Consider the following 19,011-nt stretch of genomic DNA (forward strand, 5'->3'; position numbering starts at 1 on the left):
TATGACGACTGATCAATCATCACGTAGCCTTGAAAAAAACAATCTTGCAAAGGGCAGTCTGGTCACTGATAAAGTGATGAATGACGGTTTGATCAAAGAGCCCTTATTACAAGATAGCGCTGCCACTCAACCGCCCTTTGTGGATGAGCATGATTTCGATATTCGCTTGGCGGATAATGAGAACTATGATGGGCTGACGTTCGAGGTGATTGAAGCGGAAGTCGCTGAAGGTAAGCGGGTAGTCAGTCGCGGTGTTTATTTAGCGCCCAACTTGATCACCACTTTATCGCTGCTGTCAGGCTTTTATTCTATTTTAGCCAGTACCCAAGGTGAGTTCTATAAAGCCTCTTTAGCGATTTTCTTATCGGCTATTTTGGATGGTGCAGATGGTCGGGTAGCGCGTATGTTAAATGCGCAAAGCCCCTTTGGTGAGCAGTATGATTCGCTTGCCGATATGTTAGCTTTTGGTGTCGCACCGGCAATCTTAATTTATAGCTTTGCTTTGCAGCCGTTGGGTCGCATTGGATTGGGCTGTGCTTTTGTCTTTACTGCCTGTGCTGCCTTCCGTCTAGCACGTTTTAACGTTCAGATTGGTGAGGTTGATAAAAAATACTTTGTTGGTTTGGCCAGTCCGCTTGCCGCTATTTTGGTCACAGCGGCTGTTATGGTTGCCGTTGATCACAATCAATGGATCGGACAATACGATACGCTTGTGATGTTTTTATTTGCTGCTTGGGTCGTTATTTGCGGTTTGCTTATGGTTAGCAATGTCAAATACTATAGCTTCAAAGAGTTTGATAAGAAGAAAGTCCCTTTCGTGGTGCTTATCGTTGGTGTATTGGTCATGAGTATCGTGTTATATGATATTCCAGTCGGCATTTTAGCGATTGGTGTTATTTATGCCTTGTCAGGTATTGTTAGCACCTTACAAGCCAAAGCGACCAGTTAATACTATAGCTTTTTATAGTATTAACTTAAGAAACGCAAAAAAACCGCTTATTTTTTAATAGGCGGTTTTTATTTGCGTGCTAGTTTTTGATTCTATTGGGCACTGAAATATAGCTCTGATAGAGATAAGCACAACAATGGAAAAGTTAAAATAAAACAACACAAATAGCTATTGATTGGGTTCAATATTAAAGCCTTATACAATGCTATTGTATGCAATCTATATAAAGTTTATACGATGAGCCTTCCTATAACGCCATTTGATAACTAAGCCTAGGTTATTATGCTGAACTTACCTATTTTGAATCGCCTATTACCTGTTTCAAGGACCTCAAACAATTTGTTGAGAGGTTTGATGGCAAGCGCTTTATTTTCATTGTCACTTATTTCAGTCTCTACACATGCCACTACTAGTAATTCAGTAAGTACAATATCTCGTGCTGAAGCTGCCAATCCAGCTAATTTTAAGCATCTAAATATCAATGGTAGTGCAGTAACTTCCGCATCAGCACCGTGCTCTATTAAAAAAGGGCTGATTGCTTGTGGTCTTGAAAAGCTTAAACTAATCAATAGCAGTATTAACGAAGTAGATGCGGATTATGATTTGGCACAAGCTTTTTACTATCCATCAAAATCGCAGCCTAAGACAGCGGTTGTTGTCATTATCCGTTCTGGTCTCATGGATGATAGTGTGAGTGCAGAACGTTACCGCATTAGTTTTACCTTAAAAGGCAAGCCGTCTGATTTAAATTGGCAATGGGTGCAGTATGGGGTGCAATATCAATGTGTTCGCGGTAATAAAGTAGGGAAATGGACGAAAAGTCTTTGTCCTTAATGGAATATTGCATTGAAAGCCAAGCCTAGTATTTTTAACCAAGTAAAAATAAACCCTAATAATCTCTTGACCCCCTATAAAAACAGCGTATACTGCCACCCAGTCGGAGAGGAAGGCAGGTTGGAGTGGTTTATCGCTTAGAGAGTTTAGCCAACCGAAAAAATTACTTTTAAGTTAACTGAAATTAAAATAATTTACTTCTTGACTTACTAATTAAAGCGTCTATAATACGCACCTCATTAAGACGAACCGGAAGTAGCTACTGTGTGATTACACAATAACTAACCAGTTAACTTAAAGAAACAAATTAAGAAAAGAAGTTGACAGACTATTAAAACATGATATGATGGTCAGCTCGCTAAATAGGATAAGCCAGATTGGTTTAGCATATTTAGTAAGAATACTCTTACTGGACGACAGTTAGAGACATTATTTAAAAGCATAACTAAAGAACAACTTGTGTGGATTTTTGCTGATTCAGAATGTTAAAAAATAAAGTTGGTTGACTATCTTTTCGATAGAATTCTAACTATAAAAATTATCATTTAAGACAGTAAAAAAACTCAAAGTTAATTCATTACGAACATAATTTTTAGCGATTTTGCCAGATTAGATGAGCCAAGTTTAGAAGTCTCTTTAAAGGACTTCATAGCAAGATTAAACTGAAGAGTTTGATCATGGCTCAGATTGAACGCTGGCGGCAGGCTTAACACATGCAAGTCGAGCGGAAACGATGATAGCTTGCTATCAGGCGTCGAGCGGCGGACGGGTGAGTAATACTTAGGAATCTACCTAGTAGTGGGGGATAGCACGGGGAAACTCGTATTAATACCGCATACGACCTACGGGAGAAAGGGGGCAGTTTACTGCTCTCGCTATTAGATGAGCCTAAGTCGGATTAGCTAGATGGTGGGGTAAAGGCCTACCATGGCGACGATCTGTAGCTGGTCTGAGAGGATGATCAGCCACACCGGGACTGAGACACGGCCCGGACTCCTACGGGAGGCAGCAGTGGGGAATATTGGACAATGGGGGAAACCCTGATCCAGCCATGCCGCGTGTGTGAAGAAGGCCTTTTGGTTGTAAAGCACTTTAAGCAGTGAAGAAGACTCTTCGGTTAATACCCGGAGACGATGACATTAGCTGCAGAATAAGCACCGGCTAACTCTGTGCCAGCAGCCGCGGTAATACAGAGGGTGCAAGCGTTAATCGGAATTACTGGGCGTAAAGGGAGCGTAGGTGGCTCGATAAGTCAGATGTGAAATCCCCGGGCTCAACCTGGGAACTGCATCTGATACTGTTGAGCTAGAGTATGTGAGAGGAAGGTAGAATTCCAGGTGTAGCGGTGAAATGCGTAGAGATCTGGAGGAATACCGATGGCGAAGGCAGCCTTCTGGCATAATACTGACACTGAGGCTCGAAAGCGTGGGTAGCAAACAGGATTAGATACCCTGGTAGTCCACGCCGTAAACGATGTCTACTAGTCGTTGGGTCCCTTGAGGACTTAGTGACGCAGCTAACGCAATAAGTAGACCGCCTGGGGAGTACGGCCGCAAGGTTAAAACTCAAATGAATTGACGGGGGCCCGCACAAGCGGTGGAGCATGTGGTTTAATTCGATGCAACGCGAAGAACCTTACCTGGTCTTGACATATCTAGAATCCTGCAGAGATGCGGGAGTGCCTTCGGGAATTAGAATACAGGTGCTGCATGGCTGTCGTCAGCTCGTGTCGTGAGATGTTGGGTTAAGTCCCGCAACGAGCGCAACCCTTGTCCTTAGTTACCAGCGGGTTAAGCCGGGAACTCTAAGGATACTGCCAGTGACAAACTGGAGGAAGGCGGGGACGACGTCAAGTCATCATGGCCCTTACGACCAGGGCTACACACGTGCTACAATGGTAGGTACAGAGGGCAGCTACACAGCGATGTGATGCGAATCTCAAAAAGCCTATCGTAGTCCAGATTGGAGTCTGCAACTCGACTCCATGAAGTAGGAATCGCTAGTAATCGCGGATCAGAATGCCGCGGTGAATACGTTCCCGGGCCTTGTACACACCGCCCGTCACACCATGGGAGTTGATTGCACCAGAAGTGGATAGCTTAACCTTCGGGGGAGCGTTCACCACGGTGTGGTTGATGACTGGGGTGAAGTCGTAACAAGGTAGCCGTAGGGGAACCTGCGGCTGGATCACCTCCTTATAGATGGCATTCGGTCAGCAAGAATTCACAACAAGTTGTTCTTTAGTTTAAGCTAGTTTATTAGCTAGAGGTATATGCCTCGTACAGGCCTGTAGCTCAGCTGGTTAGAGCACCGTGTTGATAACGCGGGGGTCGGCAGTTCAAGTCTGCCCAGGCCTACCATTATTAGGGGCCATAGCTCAGTTGGTAGAGCGCCTGCCTTGCACGCAGGAGGTCAACGGTTCGACTCCGTTTGGCTCCACCACATAATAAACTTCTTTAGATGCTAATAAATAAATAGGTATCAAATAGAAACAAGTGATTCGTCTTAACAAAGACAAGATTACTTCTTTCTGTTTTATACAGAATCTGTGACTCGACGAGAGCACAGAGACTATTTAAAAACATAGATATGAGTCTGGGTTAGGAACACGTGTTCACGCGTTGTTTCTAACCTTAATAACTCACTACTTAACGACATCAGTTGTTATCCCAGTAGTGAGTTATTAAAAAAGTAAAGAGAACTGAATCAAGCGTATAAAATTAGGTGATATCGTTATCATAATTAGGCTTATATAGCACTTAGAAATCTAACTCCTATCTTTAGTAATAAAGGTTAGAGAAAGACTACTTGGGGTTGTATGGTCAAGTAATGAAGCGCACATGGTGGATGCCTTGGCAGTCAGAGGCGATGAAAGACGTGACAGCCTGCGATAAGCTTCGGGGAGGCGGCAATATCCTGTGATCCGGAGATTTCTGAATGGGGAAACCCACCTACCATAAGGTAGGTATCTTGTACTTGTACAAGAGGCAAACGAGGGGAAGTGAAACATCTCAGTACCCTTAGGAAAAGACATCAAATGAGATTCCCCAAGTAGCGGCGAGCGAACGGGGAGAAGCCGATTAATGCTAATGTAGAAGAACAGCGTGGGAAAGCTGACCGTAGTAGGTGATAGTCCTGTATTCGAAACATTAGCGTTAACATATTAAGTAGGGCGGGACACGAGAAATCCTGTTTGAAGATGGGGGGACCATCCTCCAAGGCTAAATACTCCTGACTGACCGATAGTGAACCAGTACCGTGAGGGAAAGGCGAAAAGAACCCCTGTGAGGGGAGTGAAATAGAACCTGAAACCGTGTGCGTACAAGCAGTGGGAGCCTTAATTTATTAGGGTGACCGCGTACCTTTTGTATAATGGGTCAGCGACTTATGTTCTGTAGCAAGGTTAACCGTTTAGGGGAGCCGTAGGGAAACCGAGTCTTAATAGGGCGTTTAGTTGCAGGGCATAGACCCGAAACCGAGTGATCTATCCATGAGCAGGTTGAAAGTGCCGTAACAGGCACCGGAGGACCGAACCCACTATCGTTGAAAAGCTAGGGGATGACTTGTGGATAGGGGTGAAAGGCTAATCAAACTCGGTGATAGCTGGTTCTCCCCGAAAGCTATTTAGGTAGCGCCTCGGACGAACACCATTGGGGGTAGAGCACTGTTTCGGCTAGGGGGTCATACCGACTTACCAAACCGATGCAAACTCCGAATACCGATGAGTGATATCCGGGAGACACACAGTGGGTGCTAACGTCCATTGTGGAGAGGGAAACAACCCAGACCGCCAGCTAAGGCCCCAAATTCCTAGTTAAGTGGGAAACGAGGTGGGAAGGCATAGACAGCTAGGAGGTTGGCTTAGAAGCAGCCATCCTTTAAAGAAAGCGTAATAGCTCACTAGTCGAGTCGGCCCGCGCGGAAGATGTAACGGGGCTCAAACTAGGAGCCGAAGCTGCGGATTTGAATTTGTTTTCAAGTGGTAGGGGAGCGTTGTGTAAGCCTGTGAAGGTGTGTCGTAAGGCATGCTGGAGGTATCACAAGAGCGAATGCTGACGTGAGTAACGATAATGCGAGTGAAAAGCTCGCACGCCGGAAGATCAAGGGTTCCAGTCCAACGTTAATCGGGGCTGGGTGAGTCGACCCCTAAGGCGAGGCCGAAAGGCGTAGTCGATGGGAAATCGGTTAATATTCCGATACTTGTTTATAATGCGATGGAGGGACGGAGTAGGTTATGTCAGCCTGGCGTTGGTTGTCCAGGTGAAAGGATGTAGGCAGACAGTTTAGGCAAATCCGGACTGTCACTATGCTGAGATCTGATAGCAAGCTGTACTTGTACAGCGAAGTGGCAAATACCATGCTTCCAGGAAAAGCTTCTAAGCAATAGTTATAAACGAATCGTACCCTAAACCGACACAGGTGATCAGGTAGAGAATACCAAGGCGCTTGAGAGAACTCTGCTGAAGGAACTAGGCAAAATGGTACCGTAACTTCGGGAGAAGGTACGCTGCCGATGGTGATAGGACTTGCTCCTTGAGCTGTTGGCAGTCGCAGATACCAGGCTGCTGCAACTGTTTATTAAAAACACAGCACTCTGCAAACACGAAAGTGGACGTATAGGGTGTGATGTCTGCCCGGTGCTGGAAGGTTAATTGATGGGGTTAGCGTAAGCGAAGCTCTTGATCGAAGCCCCAGTAAACGGCGGCCGTAACTATAACGGTCCTAAGGTAGCGAAATTCCTTGTCGGGTAAGTTCCGACCTGCACGAATGACATAATGATGGCAGCGCTGTCTCCAGCAGAGACTCAGTGAAATCGAAATCGCAGTGAAGATGCTGTGTACCCGCGGCTAGACGGAAAGACCCCGTGAACCTTTACTACAGCTTTACATTGAACTTTGACCTGACTTGTGCAGGATAGGTGGGAGGCTTTGAAGCAGACACGCTAGTGTTTGTGGAGCCAATCTTGAAATACCACCCTGGTCATGTTGGGGTTCTAACTCAGGTATAACAATACCGAGGACAATGTATGGTGGGTAGTTTGACTGGGGCGGTCTCCTCCTAAAGAGTAACGGAGGAGTACGAAGGTGCGCTCAGACCGGTCGGAAATCGGTCGTAGAGTATAAAGGCAAAAGCGCGCTTAACTGCGAGACCCACAAGTCGAGCAGGTACGAAAGTAGGTCTTAGTGATCCGGTGGTTCTGTATGGAAGGGCCATCGCTCAACGGATAAAAGGTACTCTGGGGATAACAGGCTGATACCGCCCAAGAGTTCATATCGACGGCGGTGTTTGGCACCTCGATGTCGGCTCATCTCATCCTAGGGCTGAAGCAGGTCCTAAGGGTATGGCTGTTCGCCATTTAAAGAGGTACGCGAGCTGGGTTTAGAACGTCGTGAGACAGTTCGGTCCCTATCTACCGTGGGCGTTGGAAATTTGAGAGGATCTGCTCCTAGTACGAGAGGACCAGAGTGGACGAACCTCTGGTGTTCGGGTTGTCACGCCAGTGGCATTGCCCGGTAGCTACGTTCGGATGGGATAATCGCTGAAAGCATCTAAGCGAGAAGCCCACCTCAAGATTAGATTTCCCTAAAGAGCCGTTGAAGACTACGACGTTGATAGGCAGGGTGTGGAAGTGCAGCGATGCATGTAGCTAACCTGTACTAATTGCTCGTTTGGCTTGACCATACAACACCCAAGTGGTTTGTATGAAAGCTCTAATTAATCTATCTTGTATAGCCTAGGCTATAGAATATATATAATTTCGATATCACCTTTAACCTTGATTCAGTTAGGTTACAAGTTGGTCGACCAATAGATAATATCTTGACGTCAAAACAATAATAATAGACTCATATCTAACCCCCTTTGCTGACGACAATAGCACGATGGAACCACCTGATCCCTTCCCGAACTCAGAAGTGAAACATCGTCGCGCCAATGGTAGTGTGGTTCGCCCATGTGAGAGTAGGTCATCGTCAGCTCTCTATTCTGAAATATCCCCCGACTAGTTATCTAGGCGGGGGATTTTCTTTGCCTGACGTTTTGTTCCGTGCCTTAGAACCTAATTAATTTAGATTGTTGAAACGTGTTATTGATGATAGATTTCAGGAATAATAAGTTATTAGGTCTTTTTCTAAGGATGAGTATGATTGAAGTTAAAATACCTCAAAATTTATCTCTTACCAATGCGTTAAATTTCTGTAATCGCTTGTGGGATTTAGATGATTCAGATAAATATGCTTTTGATTTTGTTAACTTGGAGTTTATTGAACCATTTACAATGGCATATGTTGCTAATGAGTTGAAACGATTTAGACAAACTAAGATAGAAAGTGAATTTGTAGCCTTGAATCATCAACATAAAACATACGCTGCACATATGGGTTTTTTTAAAGCTTTTGGGCTTGATTGTGGAAATAAGCCTGGTCAGGCAGCTGGTAGTAGTACTTATCTGCCTTTAACTATACTTAATGTTGCTGAACTTAAAAAAGAAGCTGCTGATGCATATGATCATGTTGGAAATGTGATTGAATCTAAATCAGAAGATATTGCGAAAATATTAACTCGTCAAGAAGAAGGTGATCTGGTTGATACTCTTACTTTTTCTATTAGAGAGATAATTAGAAATATCGTTGAGCACTCTGATTCTAAAGTAATCGAATATTGCGCACAATATTGGCCAACTAAAAATATAGTTGAATTAGCTATTCTAGATACTGGTAATGGAATTATGAAAGGGTTATCTACTAACCCCCATTTGATTATCAAAGACGAGAGGGATGCTTTGCATTTAGCTATGTTACCAGGAGTATCTGGTAAAATGTATAAAGGTGTCAAAAAGCGAAGAGATGATGAGTGGCAAAACTCTGGATTTGGTCTTTATATGACAAGTAGGATTTGTAGAAATGGTGGCGATTTCTTTATAGTAAGCAATGATAAAAGTATCTTTTTGGATAGTAAGTCAAAGCGAGACATCGAATGTAATTATAGAGGAACAGCTTTAAGACTTCGTATAGATACTAGTCGAATATCTACCTATAGCGATATGCTTGCCCAGTATCGTAAAGAAGGTTTTGAGGCTGCTAAAAGATTCTCCGGTAAAGATGCAGTTGAGCCATCCATTGCATCTACTATGTTAGCTAGAGATTTTAAAGAAAATTAATAGGCTAATTGAGCGGAACTTTTACCGTATGCTTGGTTTTATCATTTTATAGTTGCTTAATAGAATATCAGGGTCTTAATATGAGTAAATTAATTAACCAAATTTCTATCGGTTGTGCAGTGAATGCTGCAATCATAAATGATGTAATGACCAAAGAAAAAGGAACCTTCAACGATTCATGCATAGAAGTGCCCAAAAAACATAATATAATCTCTCCCGAGCCTAATATGGCATGGCCTTTTCAAAATGCATCTTGGGAGGCATACAAACTTTATTGCATGATTGTTGTTCCCAAAGAACTATATAAACTAGCTAAGGATGATAAATATTATTTGGACTTGGTTAAAGAAGATGTAATGCGTAACTTTACTATTAAAAAACAAGAAAAATCTTTTCAAGAATCAGCGCTATATCACTTTAATTCTTTACGTAACTCAATATCGCACGTCAATTATTCCATTACAGATGATGGATCTTTTGTAATGTGGGATCATAAATATAGACAGGAAGCTGAAGAGCTTTGGCATTGGCACATTGAAATCAATAAAAGTGATATGGACTTATTCCTTGGCGAAATTAGTAGACACATTTTTAATTTGTATAATGAAATAGAGCGAGGGCTTCGTGATTCAAATACTTATGCCATTATAACTTCATAGTAGGTGAACCCCTTTCCTAAAAGTAGAAAAACTAAAATCTTACGTTGCAACCAACAAATCTGAAGTACTTATCATCTCCGAATATCTTATTCAAAACCTTTTAAAAAATTGTAGCCTATCAAAGAGAACCCTATGACAACTTCAAAAGTAACCTATCAAGGTGATCTGCGCACTACCGCTATTCATTTGCAGTCAAACAACCAAATCATTACCGATGCACCGACTGACAATCAAGGTAAGGGTGAGGCGTTTTCACCGACTGATTTATTGGCGACCAGCTTAGCCAGTTGTATGCTCACTATTATCGGTATCAAAGCTCGCGATATGGAAATCGATATTGCAGGCACTACCGCTGAAGTAACTAAAATCATGGCAGCTGATCCAAGACGTGTTAGTGAAGTACATGTCACGATTACTTTTAATCAGGAGTTAGATGATAAAACGCAAAAAATATTCTATAACACCGCGCTCACGTGTCCGGTTGCGAAAAGCATTCATCCTGATATTATTCAAAAATTGATTATTAATTCTAAAAGCTATTGATTCCAAGAACTACTAATTCCAAAACCTAGTAACCTCTATAATGGTGATTAATATGGCTACCAAAACCTTGCTTATCGTTGCTCATGCACCATCGCCTAATACCAAAAAATTAGCACAAGCGGCTTATGACGGTGCCAATCATCCCGATATAGATATCAATGTCATATTGAAATTATCACAAGATACCCAGCCTGAAGATGTGCTGGCTGCTGATGCACTGTTATTAGGGACGACTGAGAATTTGGCTTATATGGCAGGACTGACCAAAGACTTCTTTGATCGCTGTTATTATCCTGTGTTAGAGAAGAAGCAGGGAATGCCATTTGCCTTATATATTCGTGCAGGTCATGATGGTACGGGCACCAAGCTTGCGCTGAAGACGATTACCACTGGTCTGCGTTGGGAATGGATCCAAGAAGCGCTAATACTGCAAGGCGATTGGCAAGAAGAGTTTACTGAGCAAGTTGAAGAGCTGGCGATGACACTGGCAGCTGGGGTAGAAGCGGGTATTTATTAGTTTTTAATGCTTTGCTTGTAGTCATTATTCCTATCAAAGCTGTGACAGTGTAGACCTATAAGGATGTGAGCCGTGTTTAATAATGATTCAAATAATACTCAGTCTATTGCTCCTGTTGGTATACCGTTTTCTCAAGCGTGTGAAAATAATAAGCAGCCGATTTTAGAAATTTTACAGCAAGAACTGCAATATTGTATTCATGTATTAGAAGTGGGTTCAGGGACGGGTCAGCATAGCGTTTATTTTGCGCCAAGATTGACCCATTTAACATGGCAGACCAGTGATGTGTTAGCCCATCATGCGACTATTAATGCTTGGCATGCTGCTTATCCTGCGCCCAATTTATATGCGCCGCTAACTTTTGATTTGGCAGTCGATCCATTACCGATTAGTCTTGCTAGCAATCAGCCCTATGATGCGGTATTTACCGCCAACACCCTGCATATTATCTCATGGTCTTTGGTGGAAAAGTTGTTTGAGTTAGTAGGTGAGGCTTTACCTATCAATGGAAAGTTAATCGTATATGGACCGTTTAATGAAAACGGACAGTATACCAGCGCGGGTAATCAGCAGTTTGATAGTAGTCTCAGACAACGCGACCCAAAGAGCGGTATTCGTCATTTAGAAGACATAATAGCTTTGGCAAATACACATATGCTAAAACTATCTGATAAATATGCGATGCCTGCTAATAACCAGCTATTGGTATTCCAAAAAATTAGATAACGAATCTTTGGCATAAAAAGACCTCTTAATCGATCGTTTTAAGATCTTGATTGAGAGGTCTTTTTTTATATCTATAATTGATCCCAAATAAAAAAGATGCGTTATATTGCAACGCGGAACAGGTATAAATATTTCTGGCATGCTGTGCCTACGCCGACAGAGGCTGCGAAAAATTTATTCCCATTCCGCTGTATCGTTTTAATACTGAATTTACTATATTTAAATTATATACAGTCAAATTACTTATAGGCTTCTGCTAAAAAATCTAAATAACGTTTCCAAGAACGCTCATCAGCACGGGCATCATATCTATCGCTTCCGAACACACTAAAGGCATGTGGCGCACCACTATAGGTTAGCATCTCATGTGGCACTTTTGCCGCTTCTAACGTCTTACCCAAAGTGGCAAAGCTTTCAAGGGAGACGGATTCATCCGCAGAGCCATGAAATACCAATATCTCGCCAGTCGTTTTATCATAACTTTGACCTATTGGGGTGTCAAAGGCACCATGGAAAGGGACAAACGCTTTCTGTGGGAATCCTGAGCGTGCTAACTCTAAAGCAACTGTACCGCCAAAACAATAGCCCATCGTCACGCCTGTGCGTGCATCATTGCCTTGCGCTTGACCGGCGTTCAATGCGCCTTGAAGTAGGCGGCGCATTTTGCTGCGATCGTCATATAGTGCACCAGTTAGGCGTTTATTGTCTTCAATAGTTGTCGGGCGGATACTTTGCCCAAACATATCAGCAGCCAGTACGTTATAGCCTTCACTTGCCAACATATCAGCGCGCTTGCGCTCATAATCGGTGAGCCCATCCCAATCATGAATCAGTAATATAAATGGCGCATTGGGTTTATCTGCTTTGGCGTAATAGCCCTCATAGGGTTGATTATCTACCGTATAAGTGACATTTTTAGTGCTAATCGCTGCCGCTGTTTGGCTAAGTAGTAGTGCTGTTAAGCCTACAGAGGCGCTGTACAATAACTTTTCGCCGTAGCGCTTAGATGATTTAATAGAAGTGGATGTGAATGTCATGGGTAGCCTCATTATGTTAGTTAAAAAATGTCAGTGAAAAATAGCCTATTTCAAAACCGATCCACCCTTTTAACCCTAATGAGCAGACACCTTTTACAGGATAGCGTAAAGAATAACGACATAACAACGCTATATTGTTAAAAATAATAAGTGTTTCTATCGTTTATAAATTTAACTAATGCCTGTTTTTCTTAACCAAATATCAACACGCTTAACCATATAGTTGACATACCTGAGCAAGATTTTTGAGTAAGATAATTGTTGAGCTCAGCATTGCTATCTCAAGAGTGCTTGAATCAGTTTTTATCTTTAACCGTGCTACAACACAGAAAATAAACGGACATTTGAAGTCGCCACTATCGCTACGGATATAAAAACTGTGTTAGCGCTTATTAAATGGTCTAGTTATAGTCCATTTTTACTCATCAGCTAGCTAGGATATTTTATGAATAAGAATATTGATCATACCGACCCCGCTAAAGACATGAATATGGAACGTGGCAATGGTGGTGAAACCCATCAACGTGCAGGTGATGACACCAAAGTACTCACCACCCAGCAAGGTGTACCAATTTCGGACAATCAAAACTCACTCAAAGCAGGACCACGCGGTCCAACGCTATTAGAGGATTTTGTCTTACGTGAAAAGATCCATCACTTTGACCATGAGCGTATTCCTGAGCGTATTGTGCATGCGCGTGGTAGTGCCGCACACGGTTATTTTGAGCTGACCGAATCATTAGAAGAATATACCACGGCTAAAATTTTGACTGAGACTGGCAAACAAACGCCACTATTTACGCGTTTTTCAACTGTTGCCGGTAGTAAAGGCTCAAAAGATACACCGCGTGATGTACGTGGCTTTTCAGTAAAAGTTTATACCGAAGAAGGCAACTGGGATTTGGTCGGTAATGACATGCCGATTTTCTTTATCCAAGATGCAATGAAATTCCCAGACCTTGTCCATGCAGTCAAACCTGAGCCGGATCGTGGTTTTCCGCAAGCGGCGTCCGCTCATGATACGTTTTGGGACTTTGTATCATTAAGTCCTGAAACCATGCACAATGTCATTTGGTTGATGAGTGATCGCGGGATACCGCGTAGCTTACGCATGATTGAAGGTTTTGGTATTCATAGTTATCGCCTAATTAATAAAGAAGGCAAAAGTACCTTTATGCGTTTCCACTGGAAACCAGTGCTCGGCGTACAATCAACGACATGGGATGAAGCGGTAAAAATCTCTGGTGCCGATCCTGATTATCATCGCCGCGATTTGTTTGAATCGATTAATAACGGTGATTTCCCTGAATGGGAATTTGGTGTGCAATTATTCACGGAAGAAGAAGCCAATGACTTTCCATTTGACCATTTAGATGCGACCAAGCTGATTCCAGAAGAAATGGTGCCCGTTAAAATCGTTGGTAAAATGGTGCTAAATCGTTATCCTGATAATTTCTTTGCTGAAACAGAGCAAGTGGCCTTCTGTCCATCGCATGTACCGCCGGGTATTGATTTTAGTAATGATCCCTTATTACAAGGTCGTCTGTTCAGCTACTTGGACACTCAGTTATCGCGCTTAGGCTCACCAAATTTTGCACAAATTCCAATCAATGCACCAAAATGTCCATTTGCTAATAATCAGCAAGATGGTCATATGCAGATGCAAGTGCCAAAAACGCGCGTGCTTTATGAGCCACAAAGTCTTGATCCTACCAGACCACGTGAGAGTGTGAGAAAAGGTTTTGCATCTTTTGCTGAGACGTTAGATGATGGTGTTAAAGGTCGCGTGCGCGCTGAGAGCTTCGCGGATCATTATAGTCAGCCACGTATGTTCTATCGCAGCCAAACGACAGTTGAACAAGCACATATTGCCTCAGCCTATGCTTTTGAGCTAGGTAAAGTAGATACAGCGCATGTCCGTAGTCGTACGCTTAGCCATTTACGTAATATCGATGAAGATTTGGCAAGTCGCGTGGCAAAAGCGTTGGGTATGGAGCTGCCGGAAGCTGCTGAATCTGCCGCACCTATTCAAGATATGGAAATCTCTCCAGCCCTAAGAACGATTGGTCTGTCACCTAAAAGTTTAAAGGGTCGCATGATTGGTATCTTGGTAGCGGAAGGCTCAAAGCATAGTGAAATAGAAAAATACGAGAAGGCGGCGCAAGCGCAAGGTGCCAGTGTCAAAATTATTGCACCGAATAAAGAAGTCAAATTGGACGATGATACCATCATACAAGTTGATGAGCGCGTAGCAGGGGGTCCGTCTGTGATGTTTGATGCCGTGGTTAGTATCATCATGCCTGACCAAGCTAAGAAGTTGGCTAAAGACAGTGCCACGTTAGATTGGTTCACGGATGCTTATGTACATTGTAAAGCGATTTCTTATTGCGGGGCGACAGATGAGTTTATCTTAAGTAAGCTGCCGATTGAAAAAGATGCCTTTGTCACGCCACTATCTGATGTGGACGTCTTTATTGAAAATGCCAAATCGCGCTTATGGGAACGTGAGCCAAAGGTTCGTGACTTAGCTTAATTTGGCTTAATATATTCGTATTTAAATCTCCAACAATGAACTCAGCCACTGTGCTGGGTTTTTTTATGAGAATTTTTTATTCTTCAGCCTAAATAATTTTTAGTCACAAGCGTTCACTGAATATTACTTCTAAACCTTTATTGAACGTTATAATCATCAATCATATTGTTTAATAACATCAAGAATACGGCAATGAACAAGCTGGTTAAATATAGCCTTTGCTTTCATATAATGAATTCAGTATTAAAACGATACAGTAGTACTGGGATAAATTTTACGCAGCCTCTGTCGGCTTAGGCACAGCAAGCCAGAAAAATTTATCCCAGTACTGCCTTGGAATATAACGAATCTGTTTTATTTAGAATTAACTAGATATGGATATTTAAATGGCTAATATAAGCGTTGTATTAGATAAAGGGATATTATGAGTTTAGTAGATATCGTTGCGATAGAGGGATATATTCAGACAACGTATATGGCGGTTTATCCTGACAAGTTATTATTGTTAGATTCAGGGTGTCGATGTGATGTCGATAAGATTTTAGCGTATATTACCGACAATCTAAAACGTCCAGTTGAGCAACTTAAGACCGTCATGGTCACGCATATGCATCCCGATCATGCGGGCGGCGCTAAGCTGTTGCAGCAAAAAACCGGCTGTCAGATAGTTACCGCAATGTCCGAAAAGCCTTGGTACCATGGTATTTTGGGTAGAATTTCCCATTTAAATGATTTGGGATTGACTTATTATGTCGCCAGTCGCCAAGGTAAGTCCATGACCAACGTCTGGTACCACCCCATTTTAAAAGCGGATATCACTGTTCAAGATGGCGACCGTGTGCCAAATTTTGACGATTGGATCGTCTTGGAGACGCCAGGGCATACCGATCGGGACTTGTCTTTATGGCATCCGCAAAGCAAGCAGGCGTATACCGCAGATCTCATATTAATCATCAAAAATAGATTTGTCTCGCCTTATTTAATTACCTTACCTGACGCTTACCGCGCGTCATTGGACAAGGTAAAAGCACTGCAACCAGATACTTTATTACTGGCGCATGATAAAAGAGTTAAGCTTAGCGATAAAGACTTTGAAAAATTGATAGAACGGGCACCGAATGAACCACGCAAAACAACGTTACAAAATGGTTTTAAGCTCATGCTTGCACAAGTTAAATTTGCTCGTAAAAGAGTAGATACCCCTTAATCAAATAATACAAACAAAAAAAAGCCCAATCAATAGATGATTGGGCTTTTCGAATATGGTGGGCCGACCGCGACTCGAACGCGGGACCAATTGATTAAAAGTCAACTGCTCTACCAACTGAGCTATCGGCCCTGAGCGAGGATAAAACGAAGCACTGCTTCGTCTGAGCGCAAGAGAATTTACATTTTCGTAAATTCTAAAAACTCAGCATCCAAACTAGGTTTGCATTTACTGCAAGATAAATTTCCTTAAAGGGAAATTTATTAAAACTAGACATCAAAAAGGATGTCTTTAAACTTATTACACTATTACCGGATAGAGTAGCATATATAATAAGGGTAATACTAAAGATGGTGGGCCGACCGCGACTCGAACGCGGGACCAATTGATTAAAAGTCAACTGCTCTACCAACTGAGCTATCGGCCCTGAAGAGTATAAAAAAAGCACTGCTTTTTAACTCTACAAGTGAAAATTCTTTTAAGGAAATTTTCGGTAAGCTTAAGGTCTTTCTTTATTGACTACTCAATATCAAAAGAGGCATCAAACTCGTTTCACATTTAGATAATTTGTATCTCTAAACGTGAGAGCACATTATATATATAATTAAGACAAATACAACCCCGAATCAGCAAAAAAGTTAAAAATCTTAGATAATAATGAATGTTTTTTAACTTTGACTCTTATTTGGCTATCGAGTCACCTATTATCGCGGACAGTTTGTTATTTTAAAAATGATGTTTGAAAATTTTTGCTTAAAATCTTACTAATCTCTAGAGAGCGCTTCAACAGGATCCAATTTGGCGGCATTACGGGCAGGCAAGAATCCAAATACCACGCCAATAAGTGTCGAACAAACAAAGGCGGCAATAATGGATGTCGAAGAATAAATGACTTTAAAACTATCACCACCAACACGGTTGATCAGCTCACCAATAGCAAACGCCAGTCCAATGCCTAATAAACCACCTAATATACAGACCAAAATGGCTTCAATCAAAAACTGCTGCATGATATCGCTTTGACGAGCACCGACTGCCATACGTACGCCAATCTCATTGGTGCGCTCGGTCACGGATACCAGCATGATATTCATGACGCCAATGCCGCCGACAATCAGCGAGATAATGGCGATAGAGGATATCAGCAAGGTCAATGCTGCCGTTGTAGACTCAATGGTTTGACGGATAGAGTCGGAGTTACGTATGCGAAAATCATCGGTACCGTGACGGCTTGTCATCAGATCTGAGATGGCAGACTCAGCGGCAGAAGAGGAGATGTTATTATCAATCAGCGCAATAAAACTCTCGATATAGGCGCTGCCTATAAGCCGTGACATCATGGTGGTATAGGGCATATATAAAGTAGGGGTGTCGACGCTTCTACTAAACCCGCCTTCGTTTGGCTCCAGTACCCCAATCACGCGTCCAGGAACACTCCCTATTAATAGTACCTCACCGATAGGATTTGCTATAGTAGGAAAGAAAGTTTTATGTGCATTGCTGTCGATAATAATATCTTGGGTACGGCGTAAGATACTTTGTTCATCAAAGCCTTGACCCATTGCCAATGTTTCACCACTGACATCGAGATAATCTTTACCTACTCCGCTGATACTGGCGGCTTCTTGGACATTACGATAGCGGACGCTCATATTGCTATTCAGCTGTGGACTGACACTAAGCACATAAGGCTGATCTGCAACCGCTTGGGCATCCTGTGGGGTCAAGTTGTCATCATTATACTGACGTCTAGGATCGCCGTAAGGGTAGCCGTCGGTGACGGTGATGGTATTGGTACCTAGTGAGCTAATATTGGACAAAATCTGCTCTTGTGAGCCTTTACCGAGCCCGACAACCGATACCACAGAGGCAATACCAATGATGATACCTAGCATTGTCAGCAGAGTACGCATTTTGTGCGCACGCATCGCAAGTAAAGACATTTTAAACGATTCAAGCAAGCGGTCGATAAAGCTGCCAAAAGCACTTTTACGGTGTTTGTCTATTATCGACGCAGGTTGTGCTGCTGGACGCTGATAGTCTTCGTTTTTATAATCGGCAATGATATAACCGTCTTTGATTTCAATCACGCGCTCAGCTTGGGCAGCAAGACTGGGGTCATGCGTTACCATAATAATGGTATGACCTTGCGCATTTAAGTCTTTTAAAATTTGTACGACATCTTTGCCTGACTTGCTATCTAGCGCGCCTGTCGGCTCATCCGCTAGGATAATATCACCGCCGTTCATCAATGCCCTTGCGATGGACACACGCTGCTGCTGACCACCCGATAACTGGCTTGGACGATTATTGACTTTGTCCGCCAGTCCCAAGTCTGATAAGAGCTTTTCGGCACGTTCATTGCGCGCTTGCCCGTCCATCCCTGCATAGACGGCAGGCACAGAGACATTGTCACGGGCACTGATGTCACCCAATAGATGGTAACGTTGAAAAATAAAACCAAAGTGTTCACGGCGCAGTTTTGCCAGTTCATCAGGGACTAAACGATTCACGGATTGACCAAATACTTGATAATCGCCGGCAGTCGCTTGATCCAAGCAGCCCAAAATATTCATCAAGGTTGATTTGCCTGAGCCTGATTGTCCAATAATAGCCACCATCTCGCCTTGATGGATGGTTAGATTGATATCGTGCAATACACGAATGGTCTGCTCGCCGGCTTTAAACTCTCTAATCAAGCCTTTGACTTGCATCAAAGGCTTATCAGTGGCGGCGTTAGCATAAAGATCTTGGCTGCTCATTTACTATCCTGCTTATCTTAATCAATATCAAAGCTGATTTGTCGCTAATTTAAATTCATTTAAATCTTGTTCTATCTGATTCTGG

11 protein-coding genes, 4 tRNA genes and 3 rRNA genes are annotated in these 19,011 nt (G+C 42.7%); 14 read left to right on the plus strand and 4 right to left on the minus strand.

Annotated features, from left to right (window positions below; translation table 11 throughout):
* Position 1: 1 nt before the first annotated feature.
* The 12 genes from pssA to PCRYO_RS02910 all read left to right on the plus strand — a co-directional run bounded on the left by pssA (position 2) and on the right by PCRYO_RS02910 (position 11,387).
* Positions 2-949 carry a CDP-diacylglycerol--serine O-phosphatidyltransferase gene (gene pssA / locus PCRYO_RS02855; protein ID WP_011512903.1) on the plus strand — a complete coding sequence of 316 codons (948 nt, stop codon included), beginning with the start codon at positions 2-4 and terminating at the stop codon, positions 947-949.
* A gap of 354 nt (positions 950-1,303) precedes the next feature.
* Complete coding sequence (locus tag PCRYO_RS02860; protein ID WP_105575687.1) at positions 1,304-1,783, plus strand: hypothetical protein; 480 nt, start codon at positions 1,304-1,306, stop codon at positions 1,781-1,783.
* Positions 1,784-2,442: 659 nt separating this feature from the next.
* Positions 2,443-3,981 (plus strand): 16S ribosomal RNA (locus PCRYO_RS02865).
* Between the two features lie 85 nt (positions 3,982-4,066).
* Positions 4,067-4,143: transfer RNA gene (locus tag PCRYO_RS02870), tRNA-Ile, on the plus strand.
* A 6-nt stretch (positions 4,144-4,149) separates the two neighbouring features.
* Positions 4,150-4,225 (plus strand) — tRNA-Ala (locus PCRYO_RS02875).
* A 378-nt stretch (positions 4,226-4,603) separates the two neighbouring features.
* Positions 4,604-7,465: ribosomal RNA gene (locus PCRYO_RS02880) — 23S ribosomal RNA — on the plus strand.
* A 182-nt stretch (positions 7,466-7,647) separates the two neighbouring features.
* Positions 7,648-7,761, plus strand: a 5S ribosomal RNA gene (rrf, locus tag PCRYO_RS02885).
* Together the 16S, 23S and 5S rRNA genes with 2 tRNA genes alongside form the textbook arrangement of a ribosomal RNA operon.
* A 164-nt stretch (positions 7,762-7,925) precedes the next feature.
* Entirely contained in the window at positions 7,926-8,942 is a 1,017-nt protein-coding gene (locus PCRYO_RS02890) for a hypothetical protein (protein WP_198010339.1), read from the plus strand.
* A gap of 80 nt (positions 8,943-9,022) precedes the next feature.
* On the plus strand, positions 9,023-9,601 hold the full coding sequence (locus PCRYO_RS02895) for a hypothetical protein (protein WP_011512906.1): 579 nt from the start codon (positions 9,023-9,025) through the stop codon (positions 9,599-9,601).
* A gap of 132 nt (positions 9,602-9,733) precedes the next feature.
* Positions 9,734-10,144: an OsmC family protein gene (locus tag PCRYO_RS02900; RefSeq protein ID WP_011512907.1), complete on the plus strand. Its 411-nt coding sequence runs from the start codon at positions 9,734-9,736 to the stop codon at positions 10,142-10,144.
* Between the two features lie 52 nt (positions 10,145-10,196).
* Positions 10,197-10,661, plus strand: a complete 465-nt coding sequence (locus tag PCRYO_RS02905) for a flavodoxin family protein (RefSeq protein ID WP_011512908.1) — start codon at positions 10,197-10,199, stop codon at positions 10,659-10,661.
* A gap of 72 nt (positions 10,662-10,733) precedes the next feature.
* A complete protein-coding gene (locus tag PCRYO_RS02910) occupies positions 10,734-11,387 on the plus strand; it encodes a DUF938 domain-containing protein (protein WP_011512909.1) in 654 nt (217 codons plus the stop codon).
* Positions 11,388-11,626: 239 nt separating this feature from the next.
* Here PCRYO_RS02910 and PCRYO_RS02915 read toward each other — a convergent pair whose 3' ends face one another.
* Positions 11,627-12,424 (minus strand): dienelactone hydrolase family protein, encoded by a 798-nt coding sequence (locus tag PCRYO_RS02915; protein WP_011512910.1) that lies wholly within the window; start codon positions 12,422-12,424, stop codon positions 11,627-11,629.
* A 445-nt stretch (positions 12,425-12,869) separates the two neighbouring features.
* Between PCRYO_RS02915 and PCRYO_RS02920 the strand changes: the two genes are divergently transcribed.
* Positions 12,870-14,957, plus strand: a complete 2,088-nt coding sequence (locus PCRYO_RS02920) for a catalase (protein ID WP_011512911.1) — start codon at positions 12,870-12,872, stop codon at positions 14,955-14,957.
* Between the two features lie 424 nt (positions 14,958-15,381).
* Entirely contained in the window at positions 15,382-16,164 is a 783-nt protein-coding gene (locus tag PCRYO_RS02925) for an MBL fold metallo-hydrolase (protein ID WP_011512912.1), read from the plus strand.
* Between the two features lie 56 nt (positions 16,165-16,220).
* Here PCRYO_RS02925 and PCRYO_RS02930 read toward each other — a convergent pair.
* From PCRYO_RS02930 to PCRYO_RS02940, 3 genes are all read right to left on the minus strand, one after another.
* Positions 16,221-16,296, minus strand: a tRNA-Lys gene (locus PCRYO_RS02930).
* A gap of 219 nt (positions 16,297-16,515) precedes the next feature.
* Positions 16,516-16,591: transfer RNA gene (locus PCRYO_RS02935), tRNA-Lys, on the minus strand.
* A gap of 337 nt (positions 16,592-16,928) precedes the next feature.
* Positions 16,929-18,926: a MacB family efflux pump subunit gene (locus PCRYO_RS02940; RefSeq protein WP_011512913.1), complete on the minus strand. Its 1,998-nt coding sequence runs from the start codon at positions 18,924-18,926 to the stop codon at positions 16,929-16,931.
* Positions 18,927-19,011: the final 85 nt, after the last annotated feature.

The organism is Psychrobacter cryohalolentis K5, from assembly GCF_000013905.1.
GTDB lineage: Bacteria > Pseudomonadota > Gammaproteobacteria > Pseudomonadales > Moraxellaceae > Psychrobacter > Psychrobacter cryohalolentis.

Excerpts from the sequence above, each read along its gene's own strand:
- PCRYO_RS02925 (WP_011512912.1), top strand. The coding sequence starts at position 15,382 with ATGAGTTTAGTAGATATCGTTGCGATAGAGGGATATATTCAGACAACG.
- PCRYO_RS02890 (WP_198010339.1), top strand. The coding sequence starts at position 7,926 with ATGATTGAAGTTAAAATACCTCAAAATTTATCTCTTACCAATGCGTTA.
- PCRYO_RS02905 (WP_011512908.1), top strand. The coding sequence starts at position 10,197 with ATGGCTACCAAAACCTTGCTTATCGTTGCTCATGCACCATCGCCTAAT.
- pssA (WP_011512903.1), top strand. The coding sequence starts at position 2 with ATGACGACTGATCAATCATCACGTAGCCTTGAAAAAAACAATCTTGCA.
- PCRYO_RS02940 (WP_011512913.1), bottom strand. The coding sequence starts at position 18,926 with ATGAGCAGCCAAGATCTTTATGCTAACGCCGCCACTGATAAGCCTTTG.
- PCRYO_RS02915 (WP_011512910.1), bottom strand. The coding sequence starts at position 12,424 with ATGACATTCACATCCACTTCTATTAAATCATCTAAGCGCTACGGCGAA.
- PCRYO_RS02895 (WP_011512906.1), top strand. The coding sequence starts at position 9,023 with ATGAGTAAATTAATTAACCAAATTTCTATCGGTTGTGCAGTGAATGCT.
- PCRYO_RS02860 (WP_105575687.1), top strand. The coding sequence starts at position 1,304 with ATGGCAAGCGCTTTATTTTCATTGTCACTTATTTCAGTCTCTACACAT.
- PCRYO_RS02900 (WP_011512907.1), top strand. The coding sequence starts at position 9,734 with ATGACAACTTCAAAAGTAACCTATCAAGGTGATCTGCGCACTACCGCT.
- PCRYO_RS02920 (WP_011512911.1), top strand. The coding sequence starts at position 12,870 with ATGAATAAGAATATTGATCATACCGACCCCGCTAAAGACATGAATATG.